Origin of the sequence: Micromonospora sp. ATA51 (assembly GCF_016802855.1) — a bacterium.
Taxonomy (GTDB): Bacteria; Actinomycetota; Actinomycetes; order Mycobacteriales; family Micromonosporaceae; genus Micromonospora; species Micromonospora sicca.
Map to the genome: position 1 here is coordinate 20232 of NZ_JAEVHJ010000014.1, position 26102 is coordinate 46333.

Here is a 26102-nt window from a genome sequence, read left to right on the forward strand (position 1 = left end):
ACCAGTAGGGTGTCGAACACACGTACTGCTGGCGGCTGGGGGAGGAGGCGGCGTGCGGGTGCTCGGCGTCGACCCGGGGCTTACCCGGTGCGGGGTCGGCGTGGTCGAGGGGGTGCCGGGCCGGCCCTGCACGCTGGTCGCCTACTACGTCGTCTACACCGACCCGGGCGACGAGCTGCCGCTGCGCCTGCTGCACCTGGACCGGTCGCTGACCGACCTGGTCGCCGAGCACCGGCCGGACGCGGTCGCCGTCGAGCGGGTGTTCAGCCAGCACAACGTCCGCACCGTGATGGGCACCGCGCAGGCCAGCGGGATCGCCGTGCTCGCCGGGGCACGCGCCGGGCTGCCCGTGCAGACGTACACCCCGAGCGAGGTCAAGGCGGCGGTGACCGGTTCCGGTCAGGCCGACAAGGCACAGATGACCGCGATGGTGACCCGGCTGCTGCGGCTGCCCGAGCCGCCGAAGCCGGCCGACGCCGCCGACGCCCTGGCCCTGGCCATCTGCCACGTGTGGCGCGGCGGCACCCGGTCCAAGCTGGCCGCCGCGGCCGAGCGGGCCCGACGAGGAGGAGCGACTAAGTGACGGTCACCCGGATCGCGTACTCCGACCGGCTGAACGCGGGTAAGTACACGGCCCTGGTGGAGCAGGCCAGTCGGTTGGGTCGGGTGCGTAGCTTGGTGTGGCAGCGGTACGGGTCGATCGCCGGTGTCGGGTCCGGGCTGACGGACCGGCAGGTGCGAGACCGCTGGCTGGCCGACGGCACACACGTCCAGTTCGGGGTGCTGGCGAACGCGTGGAAGGAAACCGTCCGCGACGCCATGGCCGACGTCGCAGCGAACCTCGCCTCGGCCAAGGTCGAGGTCCGGCGGGCGATCACCCGACGCACCACCGATCCGGTCGAGCGCAAGCGGATGTTCACCGCGCTGAAGGCCGACCGATGGGCTGTCGACCCCTTTCTGGCTCGACAGATGCGCAAGCACTGGAAGCGTGGCCGCAACCGCACGCACGATCAGATCGTGGTGCGCGCGGACCAGCACAACACCGTCACCGACGCGCGCGGCCGATTGTGGCTGGCGGTCCCTGGCCTGCAACGCCGCAAGATGGTCAAGATCCCGCTGTCGTCGACCGTGGCCCCGACGGGCACGCTGCGGCTGATGCTGCGCGGCGGGCGGGTGGAGGTGCATTACCAGATCGACGCGTCGCAGATGCGGTCGTCGCTGCGGCCGTGCGGTGACCGGACGGTCGGCGTCGACAAGGGCTACACCGAAGCCCTGACCGACTCCGACGGCGGCCGCCACGGCGGCCGCCACGGCGGCCGCCACGGCGGCCGCCTCGGCCAGCTGCTGAGCAGTGAGTCGGACCGGTTGAAGGAGCGTAACCGGCGTCGGGCGAAGCTGCGGTCGATTGCGAACACCGCCGCCGGGCGTGGTGACCATGCGAAAGCGCACCGGATCAGGTCCAACAACCTCGGGACCGTCAAGCGGGAGCGACAGGCCGCCCGCCACCGCGCACGGGTGCGTACCGAGATCTTCACCGCAGTGCACCGGGTCGTCGACAAGGCCGCCACCGTGGTCGCCGAAGACCTCACCAAAAGGATCGCCGGGCGCAAGAGGCTCGGCAAGAACGTCAACCGGCGCCTCGCCGCGTGGACCAAAGGGGTCACCGCCGAGGCGCTGACCAACGTGTCGGAGCGCAGAGGTTCTGCGCTCGTGCACGTCAACGCCGCCTACACCTCACAAGCCTGTCACCGCTGCGGCCGGTTCGGCCGACGCAGCGGGGACCGGTTTCACTGCACTGCGTGCGGGGTGGTGTGGCAGGCCGACATGAACGCCGCGATCAACATCCTGCAGCGAGCAGGCGACCCCGACATCGCCCTGCACACCCCGCACCACAAGGTGAGGCAGATCCTGCGGGACAGGACCGATCGCCACCGGACCAGACTGCCGGTCCAGGACTCCAGCCCGGCCACCGCCGAGCGGAGAGCGAATAATCCGAACCGCTCAGCAATGAGCAACTAGGTAGGAAGCAGGAGCGCGATGATCGCCAGCGTGCGCGGCACGGTGACCGCGACCGGTCCGGACCATGCGGTGGTGGAGGTCGGCGGGATCGGCCTGGCGGTGCAGTGCGCCCCCGGCACCCTCGCCGAGCTGCGGGTCGGCCAGCCGGCGCGGCTCGCCACCAGCCTGGTCGTCCGGGAGGACTCGCTCACCCTGTACGGCTTCGCCGACGACGACGCCAAGCAGCTCTTCGAGCTGCTGCAGACCGCCAGCGGCGTCGGCCCCCGGCTGGCCCAGGCGGTGCTCGCCGTGCACACCCCGGACGCGGTCCGCAAGGCCATCGCCAACGCCGACACCGCCGCGCTGACCCGGGTGCCGGGCATCGGCAAGAAGGGCGCCGAGCGGCTGGTCCTCGAGCTGCGGGACCGGATCGGCCCGGTGCCGGTCGGCGTCGACGGCGCGGCCGGGGTGACCGGCGGCGCCTGGCCCGAGCAGGTCCGCCAGGCGCTCGTCGGGCTCGGCTGGTCCAGCGCCCAGGCCGAGCAGGCGGTGGCCACGGTCGCCGAGACAGTCGACGGGCAGACCCCGCCGGTGCCGATCCTGCTCAAGCAGGCCATCCGCCTCCTGGGCCGGACGCGGTGATGAGCGCGAGGAGTGAGCCGGGTTTGCGAGCCCCGCAGTCGCGAACGAAGGAACCCTCATGACCGGGGAGAACCTGGTCTCGGCGTACGTCAGCGACGCCGAACTCGACGCGGAGGCGAGCGTCCGGCCGAAGCGGCTCGACGAGTTCATCGCCCAGCACCGGGTCCGCGACCAGCTCGACCTGCTGCTCCAGGGCGCGATGCGGCGCGGCTCCCCGCCAGACCACATCCTCCTCTCCGGGCCGCCTGGCCTCGGGAAAACGACGTTGGCCAATATCGTCGCGGCCGAGCTGGGCTCGGGCCTCCGGGTGACCAGCGGCCCGGCGATCGAGCGCTCCGGCGACCTGGCGGCCATCCTGACCAGCCTCGCCGAGGGCGACGTGCTCTTCATCGACGAGATCCACCGGATTGCCAAGCCGGCCGAGGAGCTGCTCTACAGCGCGATGGAGGACTTCCGGGTCGACGTGGTGGTCGGCAAGGGCCCGGGGGCCACCGCCATCCCGCTCGACGTGGAGCCGTTCACCCTGGTCGGCGCGACCACCCGGTCCGGCCTGCTCACGGGGCCGATGCGGGACCGTTTCGGATTCGTCGCCCACCTCGACTTCTACGCCCCGGCCGACCTGGAGGTGCTGCTGCGCCGCTCGGCGCGGATCCTCGGCGTGCCGATCACGGAGGAGGGCGCGGCCGAGATCGCGGGCCGGTCCCGGGGCACCCCGCGGATCGCCAACCGGCTGCTGCGCCGGGTGCGGGACTTCGCCGAGGTCCGGGCCGACGGCGTGGTCAGCCTGGAGACCGCCCGGGCCGCCCTGACCGTGTACGACGTCGACGCGCTGGGCCTGGACCGGCTGGACCGGGCGGTGCTGACCGCGCTGGTCGACTCGTTCCGGGGCGGCCCGTCGGGCTCTCCACCCTCGCGGTGGCGGTGGGGGAGCAGCCGGACACCGTCGAGGAGGTCTGCGAGCCGTTCCTGGTCCGCGCCGGGCTGCTGGCGCGTACGCCGCGGGGCCGGGTGGCGACCGAGGCGGCCTGGCACCATCTGGGGCGTACACCGCCCAATGGTACATTTGGCACGGATGCCCCTACCGTGCCCGATCTCTTCTCCGCACCGCCGGAACAGCCGTGATCCGAACGTGATCTGTGCCGCATTCGGTGTTCTCAGGTGCAGGGATTAGACTTCGCCGCGGTCTGTACAGGACGTGAGATTCCGCCTCCGCTCCGGCACCCCTCGTGCTGGTCGGAGGCCAATGGGAAGGTCGACAACCGTGCTTTACCTTGCAGCGGGTGGTGGAGGAGCCGGCGGTCTGACGCCGATCCTGATGATCGCCCTGCTCTTCGGCGTCATGTACTTCATGATGATCCGCCCCCAGCAGAAGCGGCGCCGCGAGGCCGAGCAGATGCAGTCCCAGCTCGGCCCGGGCGACGAGGTGGTGACCATCGGCGGCCTCTACGGCACGGTCACCGAGGTGGACGACGACATCGTCCTGCTCGAGGTCGCCCCGGGCGTCCAGACCCGGTACGCCCGGCCGGCCATCGCGCGGGTGACCACCCGGGCCGAGCGCCCCGAGGCGACCGAGCCGGTGGCCGAGGAAGCCGACGCCGTCAAGGAGTGACCGACCGCCCCGACGGGGCAGCGGATTCATCCCGACAAGTGGATAGTTGGGTCGGCGCCCGACGCCGACACGCGGAACTCCCCCGACGCCGCCGCGTCGTGACCCGGAGGCGTGTCGACCGGCGGCGTCGACCCGCCAGAGCAGTCGGCCGGACACCCCCGGCCCGACTTTCGTCGCCGCTGCGCAGGCGGCGCGACCGTACAGGGAGACAGGACAGCCGTGGCACCACCTCAGGGACAGATGCGCCCCGGACGGCAGCTCGCCGTTCTCGGGCTCATCTTCGTCGTCCTCTATCTTTTGGTGTTCTTCTCGGGCGGCGCCAGTGGTGGCTGGAAGGACCGGCTGGAGCCGCGGCTCGGCCAGGACCTGATCGGCGGCACCCGGGTGGCGCTCGAGGCCACCAACAGCGTGGACGGCAAGCCTCCGACGGCCGAGAACCTCGAGGAGGCGCGCCAGATCATCGAGAACCGGGTCAACGGCTACGGCGTGGCCGAGGCCGAGGTGGTCACCGAGGGCAACCGGAACATCGTCATCTCCCTGCCCGGTGTGAACCGGGACCTGACCGACGTCGGCAGCGCCGCCGAGCTGCGGTTCCGCAAGGTGCTCAAGGCGACCGACGGCAGCGGCGCGACCGCCGCCCCGGCGCCGCCCCCCACAGCCACCACCGCCCCGTCCGGCAGCGCGACGCCGAAGCCCTCGGGCAGCGCCTCGCCGAAGCCGTCGGCGAGCGCCCCGAAGGTCACCGCCTCGCCGAGTGCCGGCGGGCAGGGCGGCATGGCTCCGACGCCGAGCGCCAGCGCGGCCGCCCCGACGCCGTCGGCCTCGCCGAGCGCCGCCGCGCCGTCGCCGAGCGCCACCGCCGAGCCCGTGCCGCAGAGCGTCGAGCAGCAGCGCAAGGCCGTCGAGCAGAAGGTCGGGCCGGCCGCCTGGGCCGCCGCCACCGGCCTGAAGGCCCCGGCCGACGTCTCCGCCGATCCGTCACTGGCCGAGAAGCTCAAGCCGTTCGGCACGCTCTCCCCGCAGGAGATCGCGGTGCTGCCGGTGGACATGCAGTTCAACGTCCCGACCATCACCTGCGCCCAGCTCGACAAGCGGCCGCCGGCGTCGATCAAGGACGAGAAGCAGCGGGCCGTCGCCTGCGAGTCGGGCGCGAAGTACCTGCTCGACGTGGCGAAGGTGGTCGGCACCGACGTCAAGGACGCCTCCGCCCAGCTCGACCAGACCAGCGCCTGGGTGGTCAGCCTGAACTTCACGGGCAAGGGGCAGGAGCACTGGACCAACCTGACCCGCGAGGCGTTCAACAACGAGGGCCAGGCCTGCGACCAGACCGCACTCGGTCAGGACGGCAAGTGCCGGGTGGCGGTGGTCCTGGACAACCAGATCGTCTCCTCCCCCGAGATCCAGGGCGTGCTGACCGGTGACTCGCAGATCACCGGCAGCTTCGACAACAAGACGGCCAACGCGCTGGCCAGCCAGTTGCGCTACGGCGCCCTGCCGGTGACCTTCGTGCAGCAGGAGAAGCAGAACGTGACGGCCACACTGGGCGAGAGCCAGCTGCGGGCCGGTCTGCTCGCCGCCGGCATCGGCATGCTGCTGGTCATCATCTACTCGTTCTTCTACTACCGGCTGCTCGGCTCGGTGATCTTCCTGAGCCTGGTGCTCTCCGCGCTGCTGGTCTTCGGCGCCCTGGTGGTGCTCGGCCGGTCGATCGGCTTCACCCTCACCCTCGCCGGCATCGCCGGCATGATCGTCTCGCTCGGCGTGGCGGCGGACTCGTTCGTCATCTACTTCGAGCGCCTCAAGGACGAGATCCGCGAGGGACGCAGCCCGCGCAGCGCGGTGCCACGCGCCTGGATCCGGGCCCGCCGGACGATCATCTCGGCGAACTCCATCACCCTGATGTCCGCCGTGGTGCTCTACATCGTCTCGGTCGGCACGGTGAAGGGCTTCGCCTTCGCCCTCGGCCTGGCGACCGTGCTCGACCTGGTGGTCGTCTTCCTCTTCCGTCACCCGATCATGACGATGTTCGCCCGGAGCCGGGCGTTCCTGTCCCCGCGGGTCAGCGGCCTCGGCCGGGCCCTGCCGGCCCGGTCGACCGAGCAGGGCACCGCCCGTAACCCGCGCGTCAAGGAGGCCTGAGATGGCTAAGAGTGGTCTGGCGTCCCGGCTCTACCGGGGCGAGGCCGATCTCAACATCGTCGGCCGGCGCAAGCTGTGGTTCGGCGTCGCCGCCGCGCTGGTGCTGCTCGCGGTGCTCAGCTTCGCCGTGCGCGGCTTCAGCCTCGGCATCGAGTTCGCCGGCGGCACCTCGCTCCAGGTGCCGGCCAGCGTCGCCACCCTGGACGAGGCCGAGCAGCAGGTGAACGACGTGCTGCGGACCAAGGGTGGCGGCGCCGAGGTGGCCACCGCGCAGAAGGTCGGCGGCACCAGCGGCGACACGTACGAGATGCGCACCTCCGAGCTGACGCCTACGCAGTCGAACGAGGTGAAGACCGAGATCGCCCAGAAGTTCGGGCTCAAGTTCGAGCAGGTCGGCGCGAACCAGGTCAGCGCGTCGTTCGGTGGCCAGGTGACCGAACGTGCGTTGCTCGGCCTGCTCATCTTCCTCGCGGTGGTGGCGATCTACCTGGTCCTGCGCTTCGAGTGGCGGATGGCCGTCGCCGCGATCAGCTCGCTGTTCATGAACCTGATCCTCACCGCCGGCATCTACTCGCTGGTCGGCTTCGAGGTGACGCCGTCGACGATCATCGGCTTCCTCACCATCCTGGGCTTCGCGCTCTACGACGTGGTGGTGGTCTTCGACAAGGTCCAGGAGAACACCCGGGGCATCACCGCGAACAACAACCTGACCTACGGCGAGGCCTCCAACCTCGCTCTGAACCAGAGCCTGATGCGGTCGCTGAACACCTCGGTGGTCGCCCTGCTCCCGGTCGGCGGCCTGCTCTTCATCGGGGCCGGCCTGCTGGGCGCGGGCACGCTGAAGGACCTCGGTCTGGTGCTCTTCGTCGGTATGGCGGTGGCGTTCCTGACCTCGATCCTGCTGGCCACCCCGCTGCTGGTGCTCCTGAAGAACCAGGACCCGCGGATCAGCGCGCACAACAAGCGGGTGCTGGCCCGCCGGGGCGCCATCGCCCGGGGCGAGGTGACCCCGAAGGGCGCGCCGCGGTCCGCCGAGGCCGGCGAGCCGGCCATCGACCAGGAGGCGGCGGCGCTGGCCGGCTCGGCGCCGAAGGTGGGCGCCCGACCGGCCGCCAAGCGTCCGACCGGTGCCCGGGGCGGTCGTCCCGGCGGCGGGGGCAACCGTCCGGGCGGCGCCAAGCGCCGCTGACCGGTCCACCGGACCCGGTAGCGATCGACCTGACGGCGTCCGCCATGCTGTGCGAGCAGCATGGCGGACGCCATCGTCGTCGGAAGGGAAGCGGGACAACCGTGACGGAGACCCACAGCACCGGGGTACGGGGAGACAGCGGCCCGGAGGTCGCCCGGCTGGTGGCCAGCCGGGTACTGGACGTGCCGGACTTCCCGAAGCCCGGCGTCATGTTCAAGGACCTGATGCCCCTCTTCGCCGACGGTGACGTGTTCCGCGAGGTGATCGACGGGATCGTCGCGTACCACGGGCGTGACTCGTTCGACGCGGTGGTCGGCATCGAGGCGCGCGGCTTCGTCATCGCCGCCGCCATCGCGTACGCGACCGGGGTGGGTGTGGTGCCGGTCCGCAAGGCCGGCAAGCTGCCCCGTCCGGCGTACTCGGCCTCCTACGACCTGGAATACGGCGAGGCGACCCTGGAGGTGCACCAGGACGCCTTCACCGCCGGCCACCGGGTGCTGGTCGTCGACGATGTGCTCGCCACCGGCGGCACCGCCGAGGCCACCCTCGACCTGGTGGAGCGGGCCGGCGGCACGGTCGCCGGTTTCACCGTGCTGCTGGAGCTGGCCTTCCTCAAGGGCCGGGAGCGGCTGGCCCCGCGCCCGGTCCATGCCCTGCTGACCGTTTGATGCCACGCCCGTCGGGCGGAGCCCGCGGGGACCGTCCGGCGGAGCGGCGGGGCACCCTGCGTGCGGGTAGCATTGCCCTTTGCTGACCGGGCGGGCGACCGTCTGGTGGCGGAAGGACCGCCGGCCGCGGCCGGCGCGGAACAACACCGGCCCCACAGCCGGTTGATACGAACGTCGGCCGTACGGCCGGCGCACCCCGGCGAGCGGTGAGGAGGCCGGTGTCCCACGATGTCGTCCCTCCGGTGGAGGGCACGGTGCACCCGACAGGCGACGCGGACGGCTCGGTGACCGAGCGGAGCGGCAACCCGCCGGCCCGGGTGACGGGCTCTGGCAACGGCGTCGCCCCCGACGCCGGCACGGCCGACGGCACGTCGCCCGGCGGCGCCGTCGTGGTGCCGTTCCCGACCGATGGCTCGACCGATCCCGCGCCGACCGGTGGCTTCGCGCTGTCCAACGCGCCGACCGGCCGGCGGGTTCGCGCCCGGCTGGCCCGGTTCAACGCGCCCTGGCAGACCTCGCAGGTCAGCGAGGTGCTCGAACCGCTGATCTCCACCCACCGGGAGAACCACCCCAAGGCCGACGCCCGGCTGCTCCAGCGGGCGTTCGACACGGCGGCGCGCTGGCACTCCGGTCAGTACCGCAAGTCCGGTGACCCGTACATCACGCACCCCTTGGCCGTGGCGACCATCCTGGCCAACCTGGGCATGGACACCACCACCCTGGTCGCCGCGCTGCTGCACGACACCATCGAGGACACCGAGTACACCCTCGACCAGATGCGGGCGGACTTCGGCCCGGAGGTGACCCTCCTGGTCGACGGCGTGACGAAGCTGGACAAGGTCAAGCTGGGTGACGCCGCCAAGGCGGAGACGATCCGCAAGATGGTCGTGGCGATGGCCAAGGACCCGCGGGTGTTGGTGATCAAGCTCGCCGACCGGCTGCACAACATGCGTACCCTCACCTTCCTGCCCCGCCCCAAGCAGGAGCAGAAGGCGAAGGAGACGCTGGAGATCCTCGCTCCCCTGGCCCACCGCCTGGGTATGAACACCATCAAGTGGGAGCTGGAGGACCTCGCCTTCGGCACCCTGTTCCCGAAGCGGTACGAGGAGATCAACCGCCTGATCGGGGAGCACCAGCCGCAGCGGGAGGCGCTGCTGCGCCAGGTGACCCAGAAGGTGTCGACCGACCTCAAGGCCGCCAAGATCAAGGCGGAGACCACCGGCCGGCCGAAGCACCTCTACTCGATCTACCAGAAGATGATCGTGCGGGGTCGCGACTTCAACGACATCTACGACCTGGTCGGGGTGCGGATCCTGGTCGACACGGTGCGGGACTGCTACGCGGCGCTGGGCGTCATCCACGCCAACTGGCAGCCGGTGCCGGGCCGGTTCAAGGACTACATCGCGATGCCCAAGTTCAACATGTACCAGTCGTTGCACACGACGGTCATCGGGCCCACCGGCAAGCCGGTGGAGATGCAGATCCGCACGTACGCCATGCACCGCACCGCCGAGTTCGGCATCGCCGCGCACTGGAAGTACAAGGAGCACAAGGGCACCCAGATCGTCGGCCCGCCGGCGCACATCGACGAGATGACCTGGCTGCGTCAGCTGCTGGACTGGCAGCGGGAGGCGGCGACCCGAGCGAGTTCCTCGACGCGCTCCGCTTCGACCTGTCCAGCCAGGAGGTGTACGTCTTCACCCCGAAGGGTGACGTCATCCCGCTGCCGACCGGGTCGACGCCGGTGGACTTCGCGTACGCGGTGCACACCGAGGTCGGGCACAAGTGCATCGGCGCCCGGGTCAACGGGAAGCTGGTGCCGCTGGAGTCGACGCTCTCCAACGGCGACGTGATCGAGATCTTCACCTCGAAGTCCGACACGGCCGGCCCGACGCAGGACTGGCTCGGCTTCGTCAAGAGCCCACGCGCCCGCACCAAGATCCGCCAGTACTTCAACAAGGAGCGGCGCGAGGAGGCGATCGAGGCCGGCAAGGACTCGATCGTCAAGGCGATGCGCAAGCAGGGCATGCCGTTGCAGCGGATGCTCACCTCCGACGCGCTGATGGCGATCGCCCGGGACCTGCACCTGGCCGACGTGGCCTCGCTCTACGCGGCGGTCGGCGACAGCCAGGTCTCCGCCCAGTCGGTCGTGCAGAAGCTGATGGCCACCTACGGCGGCGAGGAGGGCGCGGCGGAGGACATCGCCGAGACCGCCGTCGCGACCCGGCCGCCGCGCAGCCGGCAGAGCAGCAGCGACCCGGGCGTCGTGGTCCGGGGCGTCAGCGACGTCTGGATCAAGCTGGCCCGCTGCTGCACCCCGGTGCCGCCGGACGCGGTCTTCGGCTTCGTCACCCGCTCCGGTGGGGTGAGCGTGCACCGGGACGACTGCGCCAACGCCGAGGACCTGCGGGCGCAGAGCGAACGGGTGGTCGAGGTCAGCTGGAAGCTCACCTCCGCCTCCACCTTCCTCGTCGCCATCCAGGTCGAGGCGCTGGACCGGCACAAGCTGCTGGCCGACGTCACCCGGGTGCTGTCGGAGGAGCGGGTGAACATTCTCTCCGCCACCGTCACCACCACCCGGGACCGGGTGGCGGTGAGCCGGTTCAGCTTCGAGATGGCCGACCCGAAGCACCTGGGCCACCTGCTGGCCGCGGTGCGGAAGGTCGACGGCGTCTTCGACGCGTACCGGGTCACCTCGGGCGCCTGAGGCACGGACGCGGAAGCGCCCGCCGGCTGCGGCCGGCGGGCGCTTCGTCGTCGTACGGGGCGGTCAGCCCTGGATGCCGCTCATCGCCAGCTTGTTGATGACGATCTCCTTCTTGGGGTGGCCGCCGCCGGCCTGCTGCGCGAAGGCCTTGTCGTCACCGGCCGCCGCGACCTGCTTGACCACGTCCATGCCGCCGGTGATGGTGCCCAGCACCGTGTAGTTCGGGTCGAGCTGCGAGTCGCCGTACACGATGAAGAACTGGCTGCCGGTGCTGCCCGGCTGGCCGGAGTTGGCCATCGCGATGACGCCCTCCGGGTACGGCGGGCGCTTGTCGGTCGGCAGGTTCTCCTCGGCCAGGTTGTAGCTCGGGCCGCCGGTGCCGTCGGTCTCCCGCCAGCCCTTGCCGGTGGCGCTCGGGTCGCCGCACTGCAGCACCTTGATGCCCTCGGTGACCAGGCGGTGGCACTTGGTGTTGTCGAAGAAGCCCTTGCTGGCCAGGTGGGTGAAGCTGCCCGCGGTGCACGGCACGGCCGCCCGGTCGATCTTCGCGGTGATCGGCCCCAGGTTGGTGTCGATCGTCATGGTCTGGGTGCCGCTGTTCTGCTGCTGGGCACCGGGCAGGCCGACGTCCTTGATCTGCTTGGTGCGCCCCTCCTTGGGGACCTCGGTGTAGGCGCACTGGGCGGCACCCGCCGACGTGGGGGTCTGCTTCTTGTCGTCGTCGCCACCGAGGGTGGTGGCCAGCCAGACGGCGCCGGCGACCACGAGCAGCAGGACCGCACCGGCCCCGACGATCGCCTGCGTCTGCCGGCGCTTGCGGGCGCGGGCCGCGCGCTCGGCCATCTCCCGCTCGAGTCGGGCCCGCGCCGCCGCGCGCTGCCGCTCTCTCGTGGACGTCACGGTCACTCCTTCGAAACTTCTCGGGCGGACGAAGCCGCTGCGGTGGGTGGGCGGCCGGGTCAGCCGGCGCTGGGGCTGGCCGTGGGCGCGCCGGTGGCGGCCGGTGCCGTGGTCGGCTCGCCGACCGTCAGGCTCTGGATCACCACGTCGGTCTTCGGCTTGACCTTGGCCCCGCTCCCATTGTCCACGGTCGGCAGGGCGCCGATCTTCTCCACCACGTCGAGGCCGGCGGTGACCTTGCCGATGACCGGGTAGACCGGCTTGGCCGGGTTGAAGTCCTTGAAGAAGACGAGGAACTGGCTGCCGTTGCTGCCCGGCGGGTTCGCGATCATGGCGACCGTGCCCTTCGGGTACGCCGGGGGCTGCCCGGCGGCGGGCTTGCCGGACGCGCTCGGCGCCGGGGTGGGCACGTTCTCGTCGTAGAACGAGTACGCCGGGCCGCCGATGCCGCTGCCGCTCGGGTCGCCGCAGCGCAGCGCGCCCTCGGTGGTGATCTCGTGGCACTTGGTGTTGTCGTAGAACGACTTGCCGGCCAGGTGGGCGATGCTCGCCCCGGCGCACGGCGCGGACGCCAGGTCGAGCTCGGCGGTGATCGGGCCGCCCTGGTTCGTGGTGATCGTCATCGCCCGGGTGCCGGAGGTCGGCAGGCCGGTGGTGGCCGGGGTGCCGACGTCCTTGAGGTTCGTGTTGGCGCCGGCGTCCTGCGGGGTCCACACGCAGACGTCCTCGGCGGCCTTCTTCTCCGGCTCGGAGTCGAACGCGCCCAGCGCCCAGGCCGAGCGACCACGATCAGCGCGAGCACCACGGCGGCGCCCACGCCGGCCAGGATCTGCCGGCGGCGCCTCGCGGCCGCGGCCCGCCGGGCGAGTTGCCGGTCGAGCTTGGCCCGCGCCAGTTTGCGCTGCCGGTCCCTGCTGGAAGCCACCCGTGCTCCCCTTCCTCTGCCCTGGTCGTCGCCGGCGCCCGGGCGTCGTCCGCCCGTCCGGCGGCAGTGCGCCACGCCACACGCCCGCCAGAGTGTACGGGTAGCCGCTGGGAAAGTGGTGTACGAGGTCCGGCCACGGTTTATCGGAAGATGTCACTGTGCCCACCGGGACGGGTGGGACCGCTGGGTCGGAACAATGCGCTCGCCCGGCCGACTAGGCTGCTGGACGGAGACGACGACTCGACGGAAGGGGAGCGGACGTGCTCGTGGCCGGCTTTCCCGCGGACGCCTTCGGCACCAACTGCTATGTGGTGGCGACCGCGCCGGGGGAGCAGTGCGTGGTGGTCGACCCCGGCATCGGGGTGCTCGACCGGCTCGACGCCCTGCTCGCCGAGCACCGCCTGCACCCGGTCGCCGTGCTGCTCACCCACGGCCACCTCGATCACACCTTCTCGGTGGCGCCGGTCTGCGGCGCGCGCGGCATCCCCGCGTACGTCCACCCGGACGACCGCGAGCTGCTGGCCGACCCGTCGAAGGCGCTGTCGACGGACCTCACCCAGCTCTTCGGTGGCCGGCTGCCGTACGCCGAACCGGACGACGTGGCCGAGCTGACCGACGGCGCGACCCTGGCCCTCGCCGGGTTGGAGATCACCGTCGACCACGCCCCCGGCCATACCGGCGGGTCGGTGCTGTTCCGGATGCCCGGCGCCGGCTCGCCCTGGGAGGCCGAACAGATCTGCCTCTCCGGTGACGTGCTCTTCGCCGGCTCGATCGGCCGCACCGACCTGCCGGGCGGCAGCACGCCCCGGATGCTGTCCAGCCTGCGGGAGAAGGTCCTCCCGCTGGCCGACGACACGGTCGTCCTGCCCGGCCACGGCCCCGCGACCACCATCGGCCGCGAGCGCGCGAGCAACCCGTACCTCCTCGAGGTGGCGGGCACCGGCGGCGCGCGCCCGGCCGCGCCCACCCGCGGTCTCTGACTCACCGCACCCACGACCTCCCCGCGCGCCCGCGCGGGACGCAAGGAGTACGCCATGAGCAAGCCCACGCCCATCTCCGGCTTCCCGGAGTGGACGCCCGCGCAGCGGATGATCGAACAGTTCGTCCTCGACCGGATCCGCGCCACCTTCGAGCTGTACGGCTTCGCCCCCCTGGAGACCCGCTCGGTCGAGCCCCTCGACCAGCTCCTGCGCAAGGGGGAGACCTCGAAGGAGGTCTACGTGCTGCGCCGGCTCCAGGCCGACACCGACGGCCCGGCCGGCGACGACTCGCTCGGCCTGCACTTCGACCTGACCGTGCCGTTCGCCCGCTACGTGCTGGAGAACGCCGGCAAGCTCCAGTTCCCGTTCCGGCGCTACCAGATCCAGAAGGTGTGGCGGGGCGAGCGCCCGCAGGAGGGGCGCTACCGCGAGTTCCTCCAGGCCGACATCGACATCGTCGACCGGGACACCCTGCCGGCCCACTACGAGGCGGAGATGCCGCTGGTGATCGGCGACGCGCTGCGCTCGCTGCCGATCCCGCCGGTGCGGATCCAGGTCAACAACCGCAAGATCTGCGAGGGCTTCTACCGGGGCATCGGGCTCACCGACCCGGAGGCGGCGCTGCGCGCGGTGGACAAGCTCGACAAGATCGGCCCGGCGGGGGTCGCGGAGCTGTTGGCGGAGACCGCCGGGGCGAGCGAGGCGCAGGCCAAGGCGTGCCTGGCCCTGGCCGAGATCTCCGCGCCGGACGCCTCCTTCGGCGACGCGGTGCGCGCCCTCGGCGTGAGCGACCCGCTGCTCGACGAGGGCATCGCCGAGCTGACCGCCGTGGTGGAGACCGCCGCCGCGCACTCGCCCGGCCTCTGCGTGGCCGACCTCCGGATCGCCCGTGGCCTGGACTACTACACCGGCACCGTCTACGAGACGCAGATGCTGGGCTACGAGCGGTTCGGCTCGGTCTGCTCCGGCGGCCGGTACGACAACCTGGCCAGCTCCGGCAACGTCCGCTTCCCGGGAGTGGGCATCTCCATCGGGGTGACCCGGCTGCTGGGCCTGCTCTTCGGCGCCGAGGCGCTGACGGTCTCCCGCAGCGTGCCGACGTGTGTCCTGGTCGCCGTCAGCACCGAGGAGGACCGCCCGGCGAGCAACAAGGTGGCGGAGGCGCTGCGCTCCCGGGGCATCCCGACCGAGGTGTCGCCGAGCGCGGCCAAGTTCGGCAAGCAGATCCGCTACGCCGAGCGGCGGGGCATCCCGTACGTCTGGTTCCCCGGCGCCGAGGGCGACGAGGTGAAGGACATCCGCTCCGGCGAGCAGGTAGCCGCGGCGGCGGGGGAGTGGACGCCGCCGCGCGCGGACCTGAAGCCACTGGTCAGCTGAGTTCGTACTGGCGCGTACGGGGTAGAGGACCTACGTGCGTAAGTTACGCCACCGTAGGGAGACCCGTATGACCACCCCGATGAGCCAGACCGCCCTGCTCCTCGAACTCGAAGCCGTGGTGGAGAAGAACCTCGACCGGCACCTGTCGATGGCCAAGGAGTGGTTCCCCCACGAGTACGTCCCGTGGAGCGAGGGCCGCACCTTCGACGGCCCGCTCGGCGGCGAGGCGTGGGCGGAGTCCGACTCCACCATCCCCGACGTGGCCCGGACGGCGCTGATCGTCAACCTGCTCACCGAGGACAACCTGCCCTCGTACCACCACGAGATCGCCACCCTGTTCGGCCGAGACGGCGCGTGGGGGAACTGGGTGCACCGGTGGACCGCCGAGGAGGGGCGGCACGGCACCGCGATCCGCGACTACCTGACGGTGACCCGGGCGGTCGACCCGGTGGCCCTGGAGCGCGCCCGGATGACCCACATGTCGGCGGGCTACACCAACGCGCACGGCGACGAGGTGCTGCACTCGCTGGCGTACGTGTCGTTCCAGGAGTTGGCGACCCGGATCTCGCACCGCAACACCGGACGGGTCACCGGCGACCCAGCCTGCGAGGCGCTGCTGGCCCGGGTGGCCGCCGACGAGAACCTGCACATGGTCTTCTACCGCAACCTGCTCGCCGCGGCCTTCGAGCTGGCCCCGAGCCAGGCCATGCGGGCCGTGGCCGACGTGCTGGCCGACTTCCAGATGCCCGGTGTCGGCATCGACGGCTTCGCCCGCAAGTCCGTGGCGATCGCCCTGGCCGGCATCTACGACCTGCGCCAGCACCGCGACGACGTGGTCGTCCCCGTGCTGCGCCAGTGGGACGTCTTCTCGGTGACCGGCCTGAACGGCGACGGCGAGGCCGCGCGCGACCAGATCGCCCGCCACCTCGACGACCTGGAGCAGGCCGCCGCCCGCTTCGAGGAGAAGCGCGCCGCCCGCGCCGCCCGCCTCGCCACCCTCCGTTAACCCGCCCCATCCCTCCCCAGCGCCGCCCTCGCCCCGGCGATCTTGCACTTGGGGCCCCTAGTTTGCCCGCTTCTGCCCGCTTTGCCGGGGCACAAAGTGCAAGATCGCGGTGGCGGGTGGGCGGCGGCGGGCGCGGAGGGCTGGAGAGGGCCGGAGGTGGGGGGTCAGATGGTGCAGTTGATGAGGACGGGTTCGGGGTGGAGGGTGACGCCGAAGCGGTCGTGGACGGCGTCGCGGATCTCTCTTGCCAGGGCCACCAGGGCGGCGGTGCTGGCGGTGCCGCCGCGATTGGTGAGGGCGAGGGTGTGCTTGCTGGAGATGGCCACGCCCGCCGGGCCGGGGTGGCCCTTGACGAAGCCGGCCTTGTCGATCAGCCAGGCGGCGCTGACCTTGACCACGTCCCCGGCCCCGGGCCAGGCGGGCGGCTCGCCGAGGTCGGCGGCGCGCTCCCGGAGCAGCTCGTACGCCTCGAGTTCGAGAACCGGGTTGGTGAAGAACGAGCCGACCGACCAGGTGTCCGGGTCGGCGGCGTCGAGCACCATGCCCTTGCCGGCGCGCAGCCGCAGCACGGTCGCGCGAGCGTCGGCCAGCGGCACCTGGTCGCCCACCTCGACGCCGAGCGCCCGGGCCAGCTCGGCGTAACGCACCGGGCCGGAGAGCGGCGAGCGGGCCAGCCGGAAGTCGACCGAGAGCACCACCCAGCGGTCGCTGTACTTGAAGATGCTGCCCCGGTACACGAACCCGCAGTCCGCCGCGTCGATCCGGCCGACGCTGCCGTCGGTGCGGTCGTACACCTGGACGCCGGTGATGGTCTCCGCGACCTCCTGGCCGTACGCCCCGACGTTCTGGATCGGGGTCGCGCCGGCCGAGCCGGGAATGCCGGAGAGGCATTCCAGCCCCGACCAGCCGTTGGCCACGGTGGCGGCGACGAGGTCGTCCCAGGGCTCGCCGGCCTCGACCCGTACGGTGACCGTGTCTGCGTCCTCGCCGACCACCCGGAGGCCCCGGGAGCGGACCAGCACCACCGTGCCGGGGAAGCCCCGGTCGCCGATGACCACGTTGCTGCCGCCCGCGAGGATCAGGACCGGATCCTCCCGCCGTTCCGCCTCCTGCACCCTATGTACGATTTCATCGGCGCTGGTGGCGGTTTCCAACCGTCCGGCGGCGCGCCGAGGCGGAGGGTGGTGTATCTGGCCAGGGTCGCCGGGTCGGTCGGGTCGGCTCCGGTCGTCGATTCGGCGTAGACGTCTGACACGTCTTTCACCCTAGGCTGAGGGGTAGCCGCGGCACCCACTGGTGGCCCGGTCACCCCCGGGAGGATTGCGATGAGCAGACTGCACGGCACCAAGGACTTCTGGATCGGCGCGCTGCGGACCGAGGGACCCGCCTTCGCCGCCGCCGTCGCCGAGGCGCCCCCGGAGACACCGGTGCTCTCCTGTCCTGGCTGGACGGTCTCCGGCCTGACCCGCCACCTGGGCGGCGTCTACCAGTGGGTGCGCTCCTTCGTCACCTCCGGCTCGACGAACCTGCCGGCCCGGCCGGCCGCCGAGCTGCCCGCCGGGATGACTCCGCTCCAGTTCTGGCAGCAGGAGTACGACCAGCTGATGGCCCTCTTCGAGGGCCTGGACCCGGAGTCGCCGGCGTGGAACTGGGCGCCGCAGCCGAAGAAGGCGGGCTTCTGGCCGCGCCGGTTGGCGCACGAGACGGCGGTGCACCGGTGGGACGCCCAGCTCGCCATCGCCGCGGGCGGCCCGATCGAGGCGAAGCTCGCGGCCGACGGGGTGAGCGAGGTGCTGGACACCTGGCTGCCGGCGGGCCGGCGGCGGACGCCCGGCCAGTGGCACGGGGTGGTCCAGCTGACCGCCACGGACGCCGCCCAGGACTGGTACCTGCGGCTGCGCGGTGAGGGTGTGGCCCTGTTGGACACCGCCACCGTCTTCGGCCACGAGGAGCACCATGCCCGCGCGCAGGTGACCGCGAGCGCCAGCGACCTGATGCTCGCCCTCTGGGGCCGGATCAGCTTCGACACCCTCGGGGTGACCGGCGACCGCAGCCTGCTCGACGGCCTGCGGGTCGGGTGAGCCGACCGCCCCGGCGCCCACCGGGGCTCGCACGACGCCACGCGGAGAGTGGTCTTCCCTCGCCGGAAGGCCACTCTTCGCCGTTCAGGGCTGCCCGCGGGACCGCCGACCCCTCTTGACAACGGCCTGAGAGCGCTCTCTTGACAGGAATCGGGGCAGGCAGCACCCTTTCGTGAGAGCGCTCTCTGAATCAGCGGAACCACCTCCACCACCCGTACGACCTAGAGGGGTCAGATAAGAGATGGCTACCTTCACGCGCCGCCACCTGGCGGCGGTGGCCCTCGTCGCCACCACCGCACTGCTCGGCACCGCCGCCTGCGGCGGCGGGGACGACAAGTCCGCCGACGACGGGCCGGTCACGCTCACCGTCGACGTCTTCGGCCAGTTCGGCTACGACGAGCTGTACAAGGAGTACATGGCCAGCCACCCCGACGTGAAGATCGTGGAGCGGGGCACCGGCAGCAACCTCGACGAGTACTCGCCGAAGCTCACCCAGTGGCTGGCCGCGGGGAAGGGCGCCGGCGACATCGTCGCCATCGAGGAGGGCCTGCTGGTCGAGTACAAGGCCAACCCGCAGAACTTCGTCAACCTGCTGGACCACGGCGCCGCCGACCTCAAGGGCAACTTCCTCGAGTGGAAGTGGAACCAGGGCCTGACCGCCGACGGCAAGCAGTTGATCGGCCTCGGCACCGACGTCGGCGGCATGGCGATGTGCTACCGCAAGGACCTCTTCGCCAAGGCCGGCCTGCCCACCGACCGGGACGCCGTGTCCAAGCTCTGGCCGACCTGGCAGGACTACATCAAGGTCGGTGAGCAGTTCAGGGCGAAGAACACCGGCGCGGCGTTCCTGGACGCGGCGACCAACACCTTCAACACCATCCTGCTCCAGTCCGCCGGCAACGCGCAGGGCTACAGCTACTACGACACCGGCAACAACCTGGTGGTCGACAGCAACCCGGCCGTCAAGCAGGCGTACGACACCACCATGGACATCATCGACTCCGGCCTCTCCGGCAAGTACGGCTCCTGGTCCGAGGAGTGGGTGTCGGCGTTCAAGCAGTCGAAGTTCGCCACCATCGCCTGCCCGGCCTGGATGACCGGGGTCATCGAGGGCAACGCCGGCCCCGGCGCCAAGGGCAAGTGGGACATCGCGCAGGTGCCCGGCAACGGCGGCAACTGGGGCGGCTCCTTCCTCGCCGTGCCGAAGCAGAGCAGGCACCAGGCCGAGGCGATCGAGCTGGCCAAGTTCCTGACCAGCGCCAAGGGCCAGATCGGCGCCTTCAAGGCCAAGGGCCCGCTGCCGTCCTCGCCGCAGGCGCTGGAGGACCCGGCGATCGTCGACTCCGAGAACGCGTACTTCTCGGACGCGCCGGTCGGCAAGATCTTCGCCACCGGGGCCAAGAGCCTGAAGCCGGTCTACATGGGCCCGAAGAACCAGGCCGTCCGGACCGAGGTGGAGAACGCCGTCCGCACCGTGGAGCTGGGGCAGCGCAGCCCCGAGCAGGGCTGGACCGACGCGGTGAACAACGCCGAGAAGGCCGCCGCCAAGTAGCCCGAGCAGCCAGCCGCGCGGGCGGGCCCCGGTGACGGGGTGCCGCCCGCACGGCGGAAAGGAGTCACGGGCCATGGCCGTCCAGCTCGACGCCCGGCCGCCGGTCGCACCGGCGCACCGCACCCCCCGCACCGCCCGGGCCGCCCGGCTCAGCCGGTTCGACACCCGGTACTCGCCGTACCTCTACATCGCCCCGTTCTTCCTGCTCTTCGGGGTGTTCGGGATCTACCCGCTGATGTACACCTTCTGGGTCTCGCTGCACGACTGGGACCTGCTCGGCGCCGAGCACCCGTTCATCGGGCTCGACAACTACACCCAGCTGCTGGCCGACCCGGACTTCTGGCACGCGGTGGTCAACACCCTGGGCATCTTCGTCATCTCCACCGTCCCGCAGCTGCTCCTCGCGCTCTGGCTGGCCAACCTGCTCAACCGCCGGCTCCGGCCGGACCACCTGGCGGATGGCGGTGCTGATCCCGAACGTCACCTCGACCGCCGCCGTGGCGATCGTCTTCGCCGTGCTGTTCGGCCGCGACTTCGGCATGATCAACTGGCTGCTCGACCTCGTCGGCGTGGACGCGATCGACTGGAAGGCGAACCGGTTCGCCGCGTGGACCGCGATCTCGGCGATGGTCGACTGGCGGTGGACCGGCTACAACGCGCTGATCTTCCTGGCCGCCATGCAGGCCATCCCGCGCGACCTGTACGAGTCGGCCTCGATCGACGGCGCCGGCCGGTCCCGGCAGTTCTGGTCGATCACCGTGCCGCTGCTCAAGCCGACGATCGTCTTCGCGGTCATCATCTCCACCATCGGCGGGCTCCAGCTCTTCACCGAGCCCCGGCTCTTCAACTCCGGCACCAACGCGATCCGGGGCGGCCCGCTGCGCGAGTCGCAGACGGTGACCATGTACATGTTCGAGAACGCCTTCGCACCGCACTACAACTTCGGCTACGGCTCGGCCATCGCCTGGCTGCTCTTCGCGCTGATCGCGGTGGTCGCGGCCGGCAACGTACTGCTCCTCCGCCGGCTCGGCGGCGGCGTCCGGAAGGAGGGCGACTGATGTCCCGGATCTGGTCGGCCGGCCGGCTCACCTACCTGGCGTTGACCCTCACGGCATTCCTGTCGATCTTCCCGATCTACTGGATGTTCGTGGTGGCCAGCCGGACCAGCGACGCGATGGGACAGGTGCCCCCGCCGGTCACCCCGGGCGGCAACCTCGGCGCCAACATCGCCCGGCTGTTCGCCAACACCGACGCGTACTTCGTCACCGGTCTGATCAACTCGGCGATCGTGGCCGGCACGGTCACCGTCTCGGTGGTCTTCTTCTCCACGCTCGCCGGGTTCGCCTTCGCGAAGCTGCGCTTCCGGGGACGCAACGCGCTGCTGCTGCTCGTCGTCGCCACCATGATGGTGCCGACCCAGCTCGGCGTCATCCCGCTGTACCTGCTGATGACCAGGCTGAACTGGAACGACCGGCTGCCGGCGGTGATCGTGCCGGCCCTGGTCACCGGGTTCGGGGTGTTCATGATGCGCCAGTACGCGGGCCAGGCGGTCAGCACCGAGCTGATCGAGGCCGCCCGAATGGACGGCTGCAACACCGCGCGGATCTACTTCCACGTGGTGCTGCCCGCGCTGCGCCCCGCCGCCGCCGTGCTCGGCCTGCTCACCTTCATGACCACCTGGAACGACTTCCTCTGGCCGTACGCCGTCCTCAACGACCCGGAGAACCCCACCGTGCAGCTCTCCCTGCGGGCGCTGTCCGACGGCTACTACCAGGACATGTCGCAGGTGTTCACCGGGACGGCGATCGCGACCCTTCCGCTGTTGCTGGTCTTCGTCGTGTTCGGCCGCCAGATCATCGGCGGCATCATGGAAGGTGCGGTCAAGGCGTGAGCGCGAGGAGCGAGCTCCGGTTCCCCGAGACCTTCGTCTGGGGGGCGGCCACCGCCGCGTACCAGATCGAGGGCGCGGCCCGGGAGGACGGTCGCGGTCCGTCCATCTGGGACACCTTCAGCCGTACGCCGGGGAAGGTGTTCCAGGGGCACACCGGCGACGTCGCCTGCGACCACTACCACCGGTACGCCGACGACGTGGCCTTGATGGCGGAGCTGGGGCTCCGGACGTACCGCTTCTCGATCGCCTGGCCCCGGATCCAGCCGGACGGCACCGGCCCGGTCAACCCGCGCGGCCTGGACTTCTACGACCGGCTGGTGGACGCGCTGCTGAGCCGGGGCATCGACCCGTTCGTCACGCTCTACCACTGGGACCTGCCGCAGGCGCTCCAGGACCGGGGCGGCTGGACCAACCGGGAGACCGCCGAGCACTTCGCCGACTACGCGGTCGCCGTGCACGGCCGGCTCGGCGACCGGGTCCGCACCTGGACCACGCTGAACGAACCGTGGTGCTCGGCCTACCTGGGGTACGGCAACGGGGTGCACGCCCCCGGCGAGCAGGACGCCGGGTCGGCCTTCCGCGCCGTACACCACCTGCTGCTCGGCCACGGCCTGGCGACCCGGGCGTTGCGCGCGGCCGGCGTGGCGACCCTCGGGATCACCCTCAACCCGGCGGACGTGCAGCCCGCCGACGCCGGCAGCGAGGCGGACGCCGCCGCGGTACGCCTGGTCGACGGCCTGCAGAACCGGATCTTCCTGGACCCGCTGACCGGCGCCGGCTACCCGGACGACGTGCTGGCGCAGGTCGCCCGGCACGTCGAGCCGACCTTCGTCCGGGGCGGAGACGAGAAGATCATCGCGGCCCCGATCGACCTGCTCGGCGTCAACTACTACTCGCCCACCTACGTCGCCGGGCGCGTGGGCGGGGCGGGCGGCAGCGCGTACCCGGGGACGGCGGGCGTGGTGGAGTTCCTGCCCCCGGTCGGGCCGCTCACCGAGATGGGCTGGTCGATCGAACCGGCCGGGCTGACCCGGTTGCTGGAGCGGATCGGCGCCGACTACCCGGGGCTGCCCCTGATGATCACCGAGAACGGTGGGGCGTTCCCGGACAAGACCGGCGCCGAGGACCCGGACGCGACCGGTCGGGTGGCCGACACCGACCGGGTGGCGTACCTCGACGGACACCTGCGCGCCGTGCACCGGGCGATCGCCCGAGGCGTGGACGTGCGCGGCTATCTCGTATGGTCGTTGCTGGACAACTTCGAATGGGCCGAGGGCTACCGGAAGCGGTTCGGGATCGTCCACGTCGACTACCTGACCCAGCGGCGCACACCGAAGGAGAGTGCCCGGTGGTACCAGGAGGTGATCTCCCGGAACGGGCTGTGACGAGGTGGTGGTGACGGGGATGACGACGGCACAACGACCGACCCTGGAGGCGGTGGCCCGACGGGCCGGGGTGTCCCGGGCAACGGTCTCCCGGGTGGTCAACGGCTCCACCACGGTCGCGGAGTCGATCCGGGACGCGGTCCGCCGGGCGGTCGAGGAGCTGGGGTACGTGCCGAACCTGGCCGCCCGCAGCCTGGTCACCCAGCGGACCGACTCGGTCGCCCTGGTCATGCCCGAGGAGGCCACCCGGGTCTTCTCCGACGACCAGGTGTTCCCGGGCATCATCCGGGGGGTCAGCCAGGAGCTGGAGGCGGCCGACAAGCAGCTCGTGCTGATGCTGGCCGGGTCGCCGGCCGGGCACCAGCGGGTCGAGCGCTACACCACCGGTCGGCACGTCGACGGCGTGCTGTTCGCCTCGCTGCACGGCGAGGACCCGCTGCCGGGCACGCTGGCCCGGCTCGGCATCCCGGTGGTGTGCAGCGGCCGCCCCCTGGGCGGCGCCCAACTGCCGTACGTGGACGTGGACCACGTCGGCGGAGTGAGCCGGGCGGTGCGGTACCTGATCGAGGGCGGCCGGCGGCGGATCGCCACCATCGCCGGGCCGCAGGACATGGTGGCCGGGATCGAGCGGCTCGTCGGATACCGGGAGACGGTGGCCGACGCCGGGCTGCCGGAGCTGGTCGCGTTCGGCGACTTCACCCGGGAGTCCGGCGGGGCCGCCATGCGCCAGCTGCTCGCCGAGCACCCGGATCTGGACGCGGTCTTCGCCGCCTCCGACCTGATGGCGCACGCCGCCCTGCGTACCCTGCGGGAATCCGGGCGGCGGGTACCGGCCGACGTGGCGGTGATCGGTTTCGACGACATCGAGACCGCGGCGTACACCGAGCCGCCGCTGACCACGGTCCGGCAGCCGATAGTGGAACTGGGTCGGGCGATGACCCGGCAGCTGCTGCGGATCGCGGCGGGTGAGGACGTCGAGCAGGCGTTCATCCTGCCCACCGAGTTGATCGTCCGCGACTCCGCCTGACCGGGCGGTCCCGCCGATAACCCGTCGCGGTGCGCTGCGGTGGGCAGCTACGGTCGCCCGGTGACCGGCACCGTGCACCTGATCCACGCCCCCGAACTCTCCGACGTCGCCGAGTACGCCTACGCGGCTCGGGTCACCCCGCCGGCCCGGCTGGTCTTCACCGCCGGGGCCTGCCCGCTGGACGCCGCGGGCCGCGCCGTCGCCCCCGGTGAGCCGGCCACCCAGGCACGGCAGGTGATGGCCAACCTGGCGGCCGCGCTGGCCGCCGCCGGGGCGCGCCTCCCCGACGTCGTCAAGACCACCGTGTACGTCGCCACCACCGACCGGGCCGACCTGGTGGCCGTCTGGGAGGTGGTCCGGGACGCCTTCGGCGACCACGACCCGCCGAGCACGCTGCTGGGCGTGACCGTGCTGGGCTACCCGGACCAGCTCGTCGAGGTCGAGGCGGTCGCCGCCGTCCGCGAGGTGGGCTGATGCTGATCCGTACCGCCCACCCGGACGACGCGCCCGCCGTCGTGGCGCTGCGCGCGCTGGTCTACCCGTACCTGGTGCGCGGGGTCGAGTCGACCCGCCAGATGATCGCCGAACCGCCGCCGGGCGAGGAGTGGACCGCGTTCGCGGCCGAGGTCGACGGCCGGGTGGCCGGCTGGGTGTCGGCCTACCGCAACGGCGGCACGTCGGAGGCGGACTTCGGCGAGGTCTCCCTGCTGCACGTCCACCCCGAGCAACGCGGCCGGGGCGTCGGCGGGGCGCTGCTGGCCGAGGCGCTCGGTCACCTTCGTCCGCTGGGCATCCGCCGGGTGCGGACCTGGGCGCTGACCGATTCGCTGCCGTTCGCCCGCCGGCACGGCTTCACGCCGAGCCGGGAGCTGCGCTACTCCGCGCTGGACCTGCGGGCGGCGCCGCCGCTGCCGGACGCCCGGGACGGGGTACGGCTGCTGCCGCTGGCCGGGCTCGACCCGCGCCGGACGCACGCCGTCCACGTCGCGGCCGCCGCCGACGAGCCGGGCGACGCGCCCGCCGACGCGATCGGCTACGCGAGCTGGCGCTACGAGGTCTGGGACAACCTCGGGCTGGACCGGGAGGCCAGCACGGCCGTCGAGGTCGACGGGGAGCTGGTCGCCTTCAGCCTGGTCAAGCGGGACGGCGACCGGATGTGGTCGGACATGACGGCCACCGTGCCGGCGTTCCGTGGCCGGGGGCTGGCCCGGCTGGCCAAGCTCGCCGCGCTGCACCACGCCCGCGCCCGCGGGGTCACCGTCGCCTACACCTCGAACGACGAGTCCAACGCCCCGATGCTCGCGATCAACGAGCGACTCGGCTATCGGCCGGTGGCCGCCCAGTGGTCCTGCCTCGCCGAGCTGAACTGAGCTGACGGGCCGACCGCCCCCGTCGGGGTTGGTGTCACCCGCCGGAGCCGAACCGCCGGCTCAGCCGGTGGCGGCGACCCGCTCGGCGGTGGCGTACGTGTCGGTGTCGAAGAGGACCGGCCGGGCCTCGGTGACCCGCGCCGGGGTCGCCGCGCGGAGCACGGTGAGCGCCTGGCGTACCGCGTCGTCGACCGGCCAGCCGTAGACGCCGGCGGAGACCAGCGGGAAGGCCACCGTCGCGGCGCCCAGCTCGTCGGCGACGACCGCCAGGCTGTTGGCTTGACGTTCTCGCCGCCCTAAGGGGCGGAGATTCCCTCCCCGTTGCGTGTGGAACACGCGGTGTGCGGGTGGATTCCTGCTTCTCGGCGTGGTGCCGGCACGGGTGCCGGTCTTACCTGCGCTCCACAGGCGTTTAGGCTCTCCCAGCGTCCCTGGGCGAGGATGTTGAGCGCCGCGTTGACGTCCCGGTCGTGGACCGCCCCGCAGGGGCAGGTCCACGATCGGACGGGCAGCGGTTTGGGTCCGTCGAGCCGCCCGCACGTCGAGCATGTCTGCGATGTGGGCGCGAACCGGCCGATCCGGCGGAAGCTGCGCCCGTACCGTGCGGCCTTGTACTCCAACATGTGCACGAACTGTGTCCAGCCGGCGTCGTGCAC

At 71.7% G+C, this 26102-nt stretch carries 20 protein-coding genes and 5 pseudogenes; 20 read left to right on the forward strand and 5 right to left on the reverse strand.

Going from position 1 to position 26102, the window contains the following annotated elements; translation table 11 throughout:
* Positions 1-52 precede the first annotated feature (52 nt).
* The 9 genes and pseudogenes from ruvC to JNW87_RS04765 all read left to right on the forward strand — a co-directional run bounded on the left by ruvC (position 53) and on the right by JNW87_RS04765 (position 10952).
* Positions 53-583: a crossover junction endodeoxyribonuclease RuvC gene (ruvC, locus tag JNW87_RS04725; protein ID WP_109803167.1), complete on the forward strand. Its 531-nt coding sequence runs from the start codon at positions 53-55 to the stop codon at positions 581-583.
* Positions 580-2019, forward strand: a complete 1440-nt coding sequence (locus JNW87_RS04730; protein WP_238453176.1) for a transposase — start codon at positions 580-582, stop codon at positions 2017-2019. The genes ruvC and JNW87_RS04730 overlap by 4 nt, the downstream gene beginning before the upstream one ends.
* A gap of 18 nt (positions 2020-2037) precedes the next feature.
* On the forward strand, positions 2038-2640 hold the full coding sequence (gene ruvA / locus JNW87_RS04735; RefSeq protein WP_109803169.1) for a Holliday junction branch migration protein RuvA: 603 nt from the start codon (positions 2038-2040) through the stop codon (positions 2638-2640).
* 58 nt (positions 2641-2698) lie between these two features.
* A pseudogene (gene ruvB, locus JNW87_RS04740) lies at positions 2699-3762 on the forward strand (Holliday junction branch migration DNA helicase RuvB).
* A 121-nt stretch (positions 3763-3883) separates the two neighbouring features.
* Positions 3884-4249, forward strand: coding sequence for a preprotein translocase subunit YajC (yajC, locus tag JNW87_RS04745; protein ID WP_109803171.1), 366 nt, complete (start codon positions 3884-3886; stop codon positions 4247-4249).
* Between the two features lie 219 nt (positions 4250-4468).
* Positions 4469-6388, forward strand: a complete 1920-nt coding sequence (gene secD, locus JNW87_RS04750) for a protein translocase subunit SecD (protein WP_238453177.1) — start codon at positions 4469-4471, stop codon at positions 6386-6388.
* Position 6389: 1 nt separating this feature from the next.
* Positions 6390-7577: a protein translocase subunit SecF gene (gene secF, locus JNW87_RS04755; protein ID WP_109804314.1), complete on the forward strand. Its 1188-nt coding sequence runs from the start codon at positions 6390-6392 to the stop codon at positions 7575-7577.
* A gap of 101 nt (positions 7578-7678) precedes the next feature.
* Positions 7679-8245, forward strand: coding sequence for an adenine phosphoribosyltransferase (locus JNW87_RS04760; RefSeq protein WP_109804313.1), 567 nt, complete (start codon positions 7679-7681; stop codon positions 8243-8245).
* A 218-nt stretch (positions 8246-8463) separates the two neighbouring features.
* Positions 8464-10952: pseudogene (locus JNW87_RS04765) on the forward strand (RelA/SpoT family protein).
* 63 nt (positions 10953-11015) lie between these two features.
* Here JNW87_RS04765 and JNW87_RS04770 read toward each other — a convergent pair.
* Positions 11016-11852, reverse strand: coding sequence for a peptidylprolyl isomerase (locus JNW87_RS04770; RefSeq protein ID WP_238453178.1), 837 nt, complete (start codon positions 11850-11852; stop codon positions 11016-11018).
* 59 nt (positions 11853-11911) lie between these two features.
* Positions 11912-12777, reverse strand: a pseudogene (locus tag JNW87_RS04775) (peptidylprolyl isomerase).
* Between the two features lie 260 nt (positions 12778-13037).
* Between JNW87_RS04775 and JNW87_RS04780 the strand changes: the two are divergent.
* The 3 genes from JNW87_RS04780 (at position 13038) to JNW87_RS04790 (ending at position 16140) form a co-directional block, all read left to right on the forward strand.
* Positions 13038-13757 carry an MBL fold metallo-hydrolase gene (locus tag JNW87_RS04780; RefSeq protein WP_109804310.1) on the forward strand — a complete coding sequence of 240 codons (720 nt, stop codon included), beginning with the start codon at positions 13038-13040 and terminating at the stop codon, positions 13755-13757.
* Positions 13758-13811: 54 nt separating this feature from the next.
* On the forward strand, positions 13812-15134 hold the full coding sequence (gene hisS, locus JNW87_RS04785; protein ID WP_238453179.1) for a histidine--tRNA ligase: 1323 nt from the start codon (positions 13812-13814) through the stop codon (positions 15132-15134).
* A 67-nt stretch (positions 15135-15201) separates the two neighbouring features.
* The gene (locus JNW87_RS04790; protein ID WP_238453180.1) at positions 15202-16140 is read left to right on the forward strand and encodes an acyl-ACP desaturase; all 939 of its coding nucleotides are present in this window, start codon (positions 15202-15204) and stop codon (positions 16138-16140) included.
* 164 nt (positions 16141-16304) lie between these two features.
* Here JNW87_RS04790 and JNW87_RS04795 read toward each other — a convergent pair.
* Positions 16305-17395, reverse strand: a pseudogene (locus JNW87_RS04795) (UDP-N-acetylmuramate dehydrogenase).
* A gap of 70 nt (positions 17396-17465) precedes the next feature.
* On the opposite strand from JNW87_RS04795, the gene JNW87_RS04800 reads away from it, so the two are divergent.
* From JNW87_RS04800 to JNW87_RS04835, 8 genes and pseudogenes are all read left to right on the forward strand, one after another.
* Entirely contained in the window at positions 17466-18221 is a 756-nt protein-coding gene (locus tag JNW87_RS04800) for a maleylpyruvate isomerase family mycothiol-dependent enzyme (RefSeq protein ID WP_238453181.1), read from the forward strand.
* Between the two features lie 241 nt (positions 18222-18462).
* Positions 18463-19773, forward strand: a complete 1311-nt coding sequence (locus tag JNW87_RS04805) for an ABC transporter substrate-binding protein (protein WP_238453182.1) — start codon at positions 18463-18465, stop codon at positions 19771-19773.
* 73 nt (positions 19774-19846) lie between these two features.
* Positions 19847-20831, forward strand: a pseudogene (locus tag JNW87_RS04810) (carbohydrate ABC transporter permease).
* A complete protein-coding gene (locus JNW87_RS04815) occupies positions 20831-21664 on the forward strand; it encodes a carbohydrate ABC transporter permease (protein WP_238453183.1) in 834 nt (277 codons plus the stop codon). The pseudogene JNW87_RS04810 and the gene JNW87_RS04815 overlap by 1 nt, the downstream one beginning before the upstream one ends.
* The gene (locus JNW87_RS04820; RefSeq protein WP_238453184.1) at positions 21661-23049 is read left to right on the forward strand and encodes a GH1 family beta-glucosidase; all 1389 of its coding nucleotides are present in this window, start codon (positions 21661-21663) and stop codon (positions 23047-23049) included. Before JNW87_RS04815 ends, JNW87_RS04820 begins: the two co-directional genes overlap by 4 nt.
* A gap of 19 nt (positions 23050-23068) precedes the next feature.
* Positions 23069-24076 (forward strand): LacI family DNA-binding transcriptional regulator, encoded by a 1008-nt coding sequence (locus JNW87_RS04825; protein ID WP_238453185.1) that lies wholly within the window; start codon positions 23069-23071, stop codon positions 24074-24076.
* A gap of 60 nt (positions 24077-24136) precedes the next feature.
* Positions 24137-24550, forward strand: a complete 414-nt coding sequence (locus JNW87_RS04830; RefSeq protein WP_238453186.1) for a RidA family protein — start codon at positions 24137-24139, stop codon at positions 24548-24550.
* Entirely contained in the window at positions 24550-25446 is an 897-nt protein-coding gene (locus tag JNW87_RS04835) for a GNAT family N-acetyltransferase (protein ID WP_238453187.1), read from the forward strand. The genes JNW87_RS04830 and JNW87_RS04835 overlap by 1 nt, the downstream gene beginning before the upstream one ends.
* 60 nt (positions 25447-25506) lie before the next feature.
* On the opposite strand, the gene JNW87_RS39260 is transcribed toward JNW87_RS04835, so the two are convergent.
* Positions 25507-25782, reverse strand: coding sequence for a macro domain-containing protein (locus tag JNW87_RS39260; RefSeq protein ID WP_309233905.1), 276 nt, complete (start codon positions 25780-25782; stop codon positions 25507-25509).
* Positions 25743-26102: transposase (locus tag JNW87_RS04845; RefSeq protein ID WP_238453189.1), on the reverse strand; the 360-nt coding region annotated here is incomplete at its 5' end. The genes JNW87_RS04845 and JNW87_RS39260, both read right to left, overlap by 40 nt.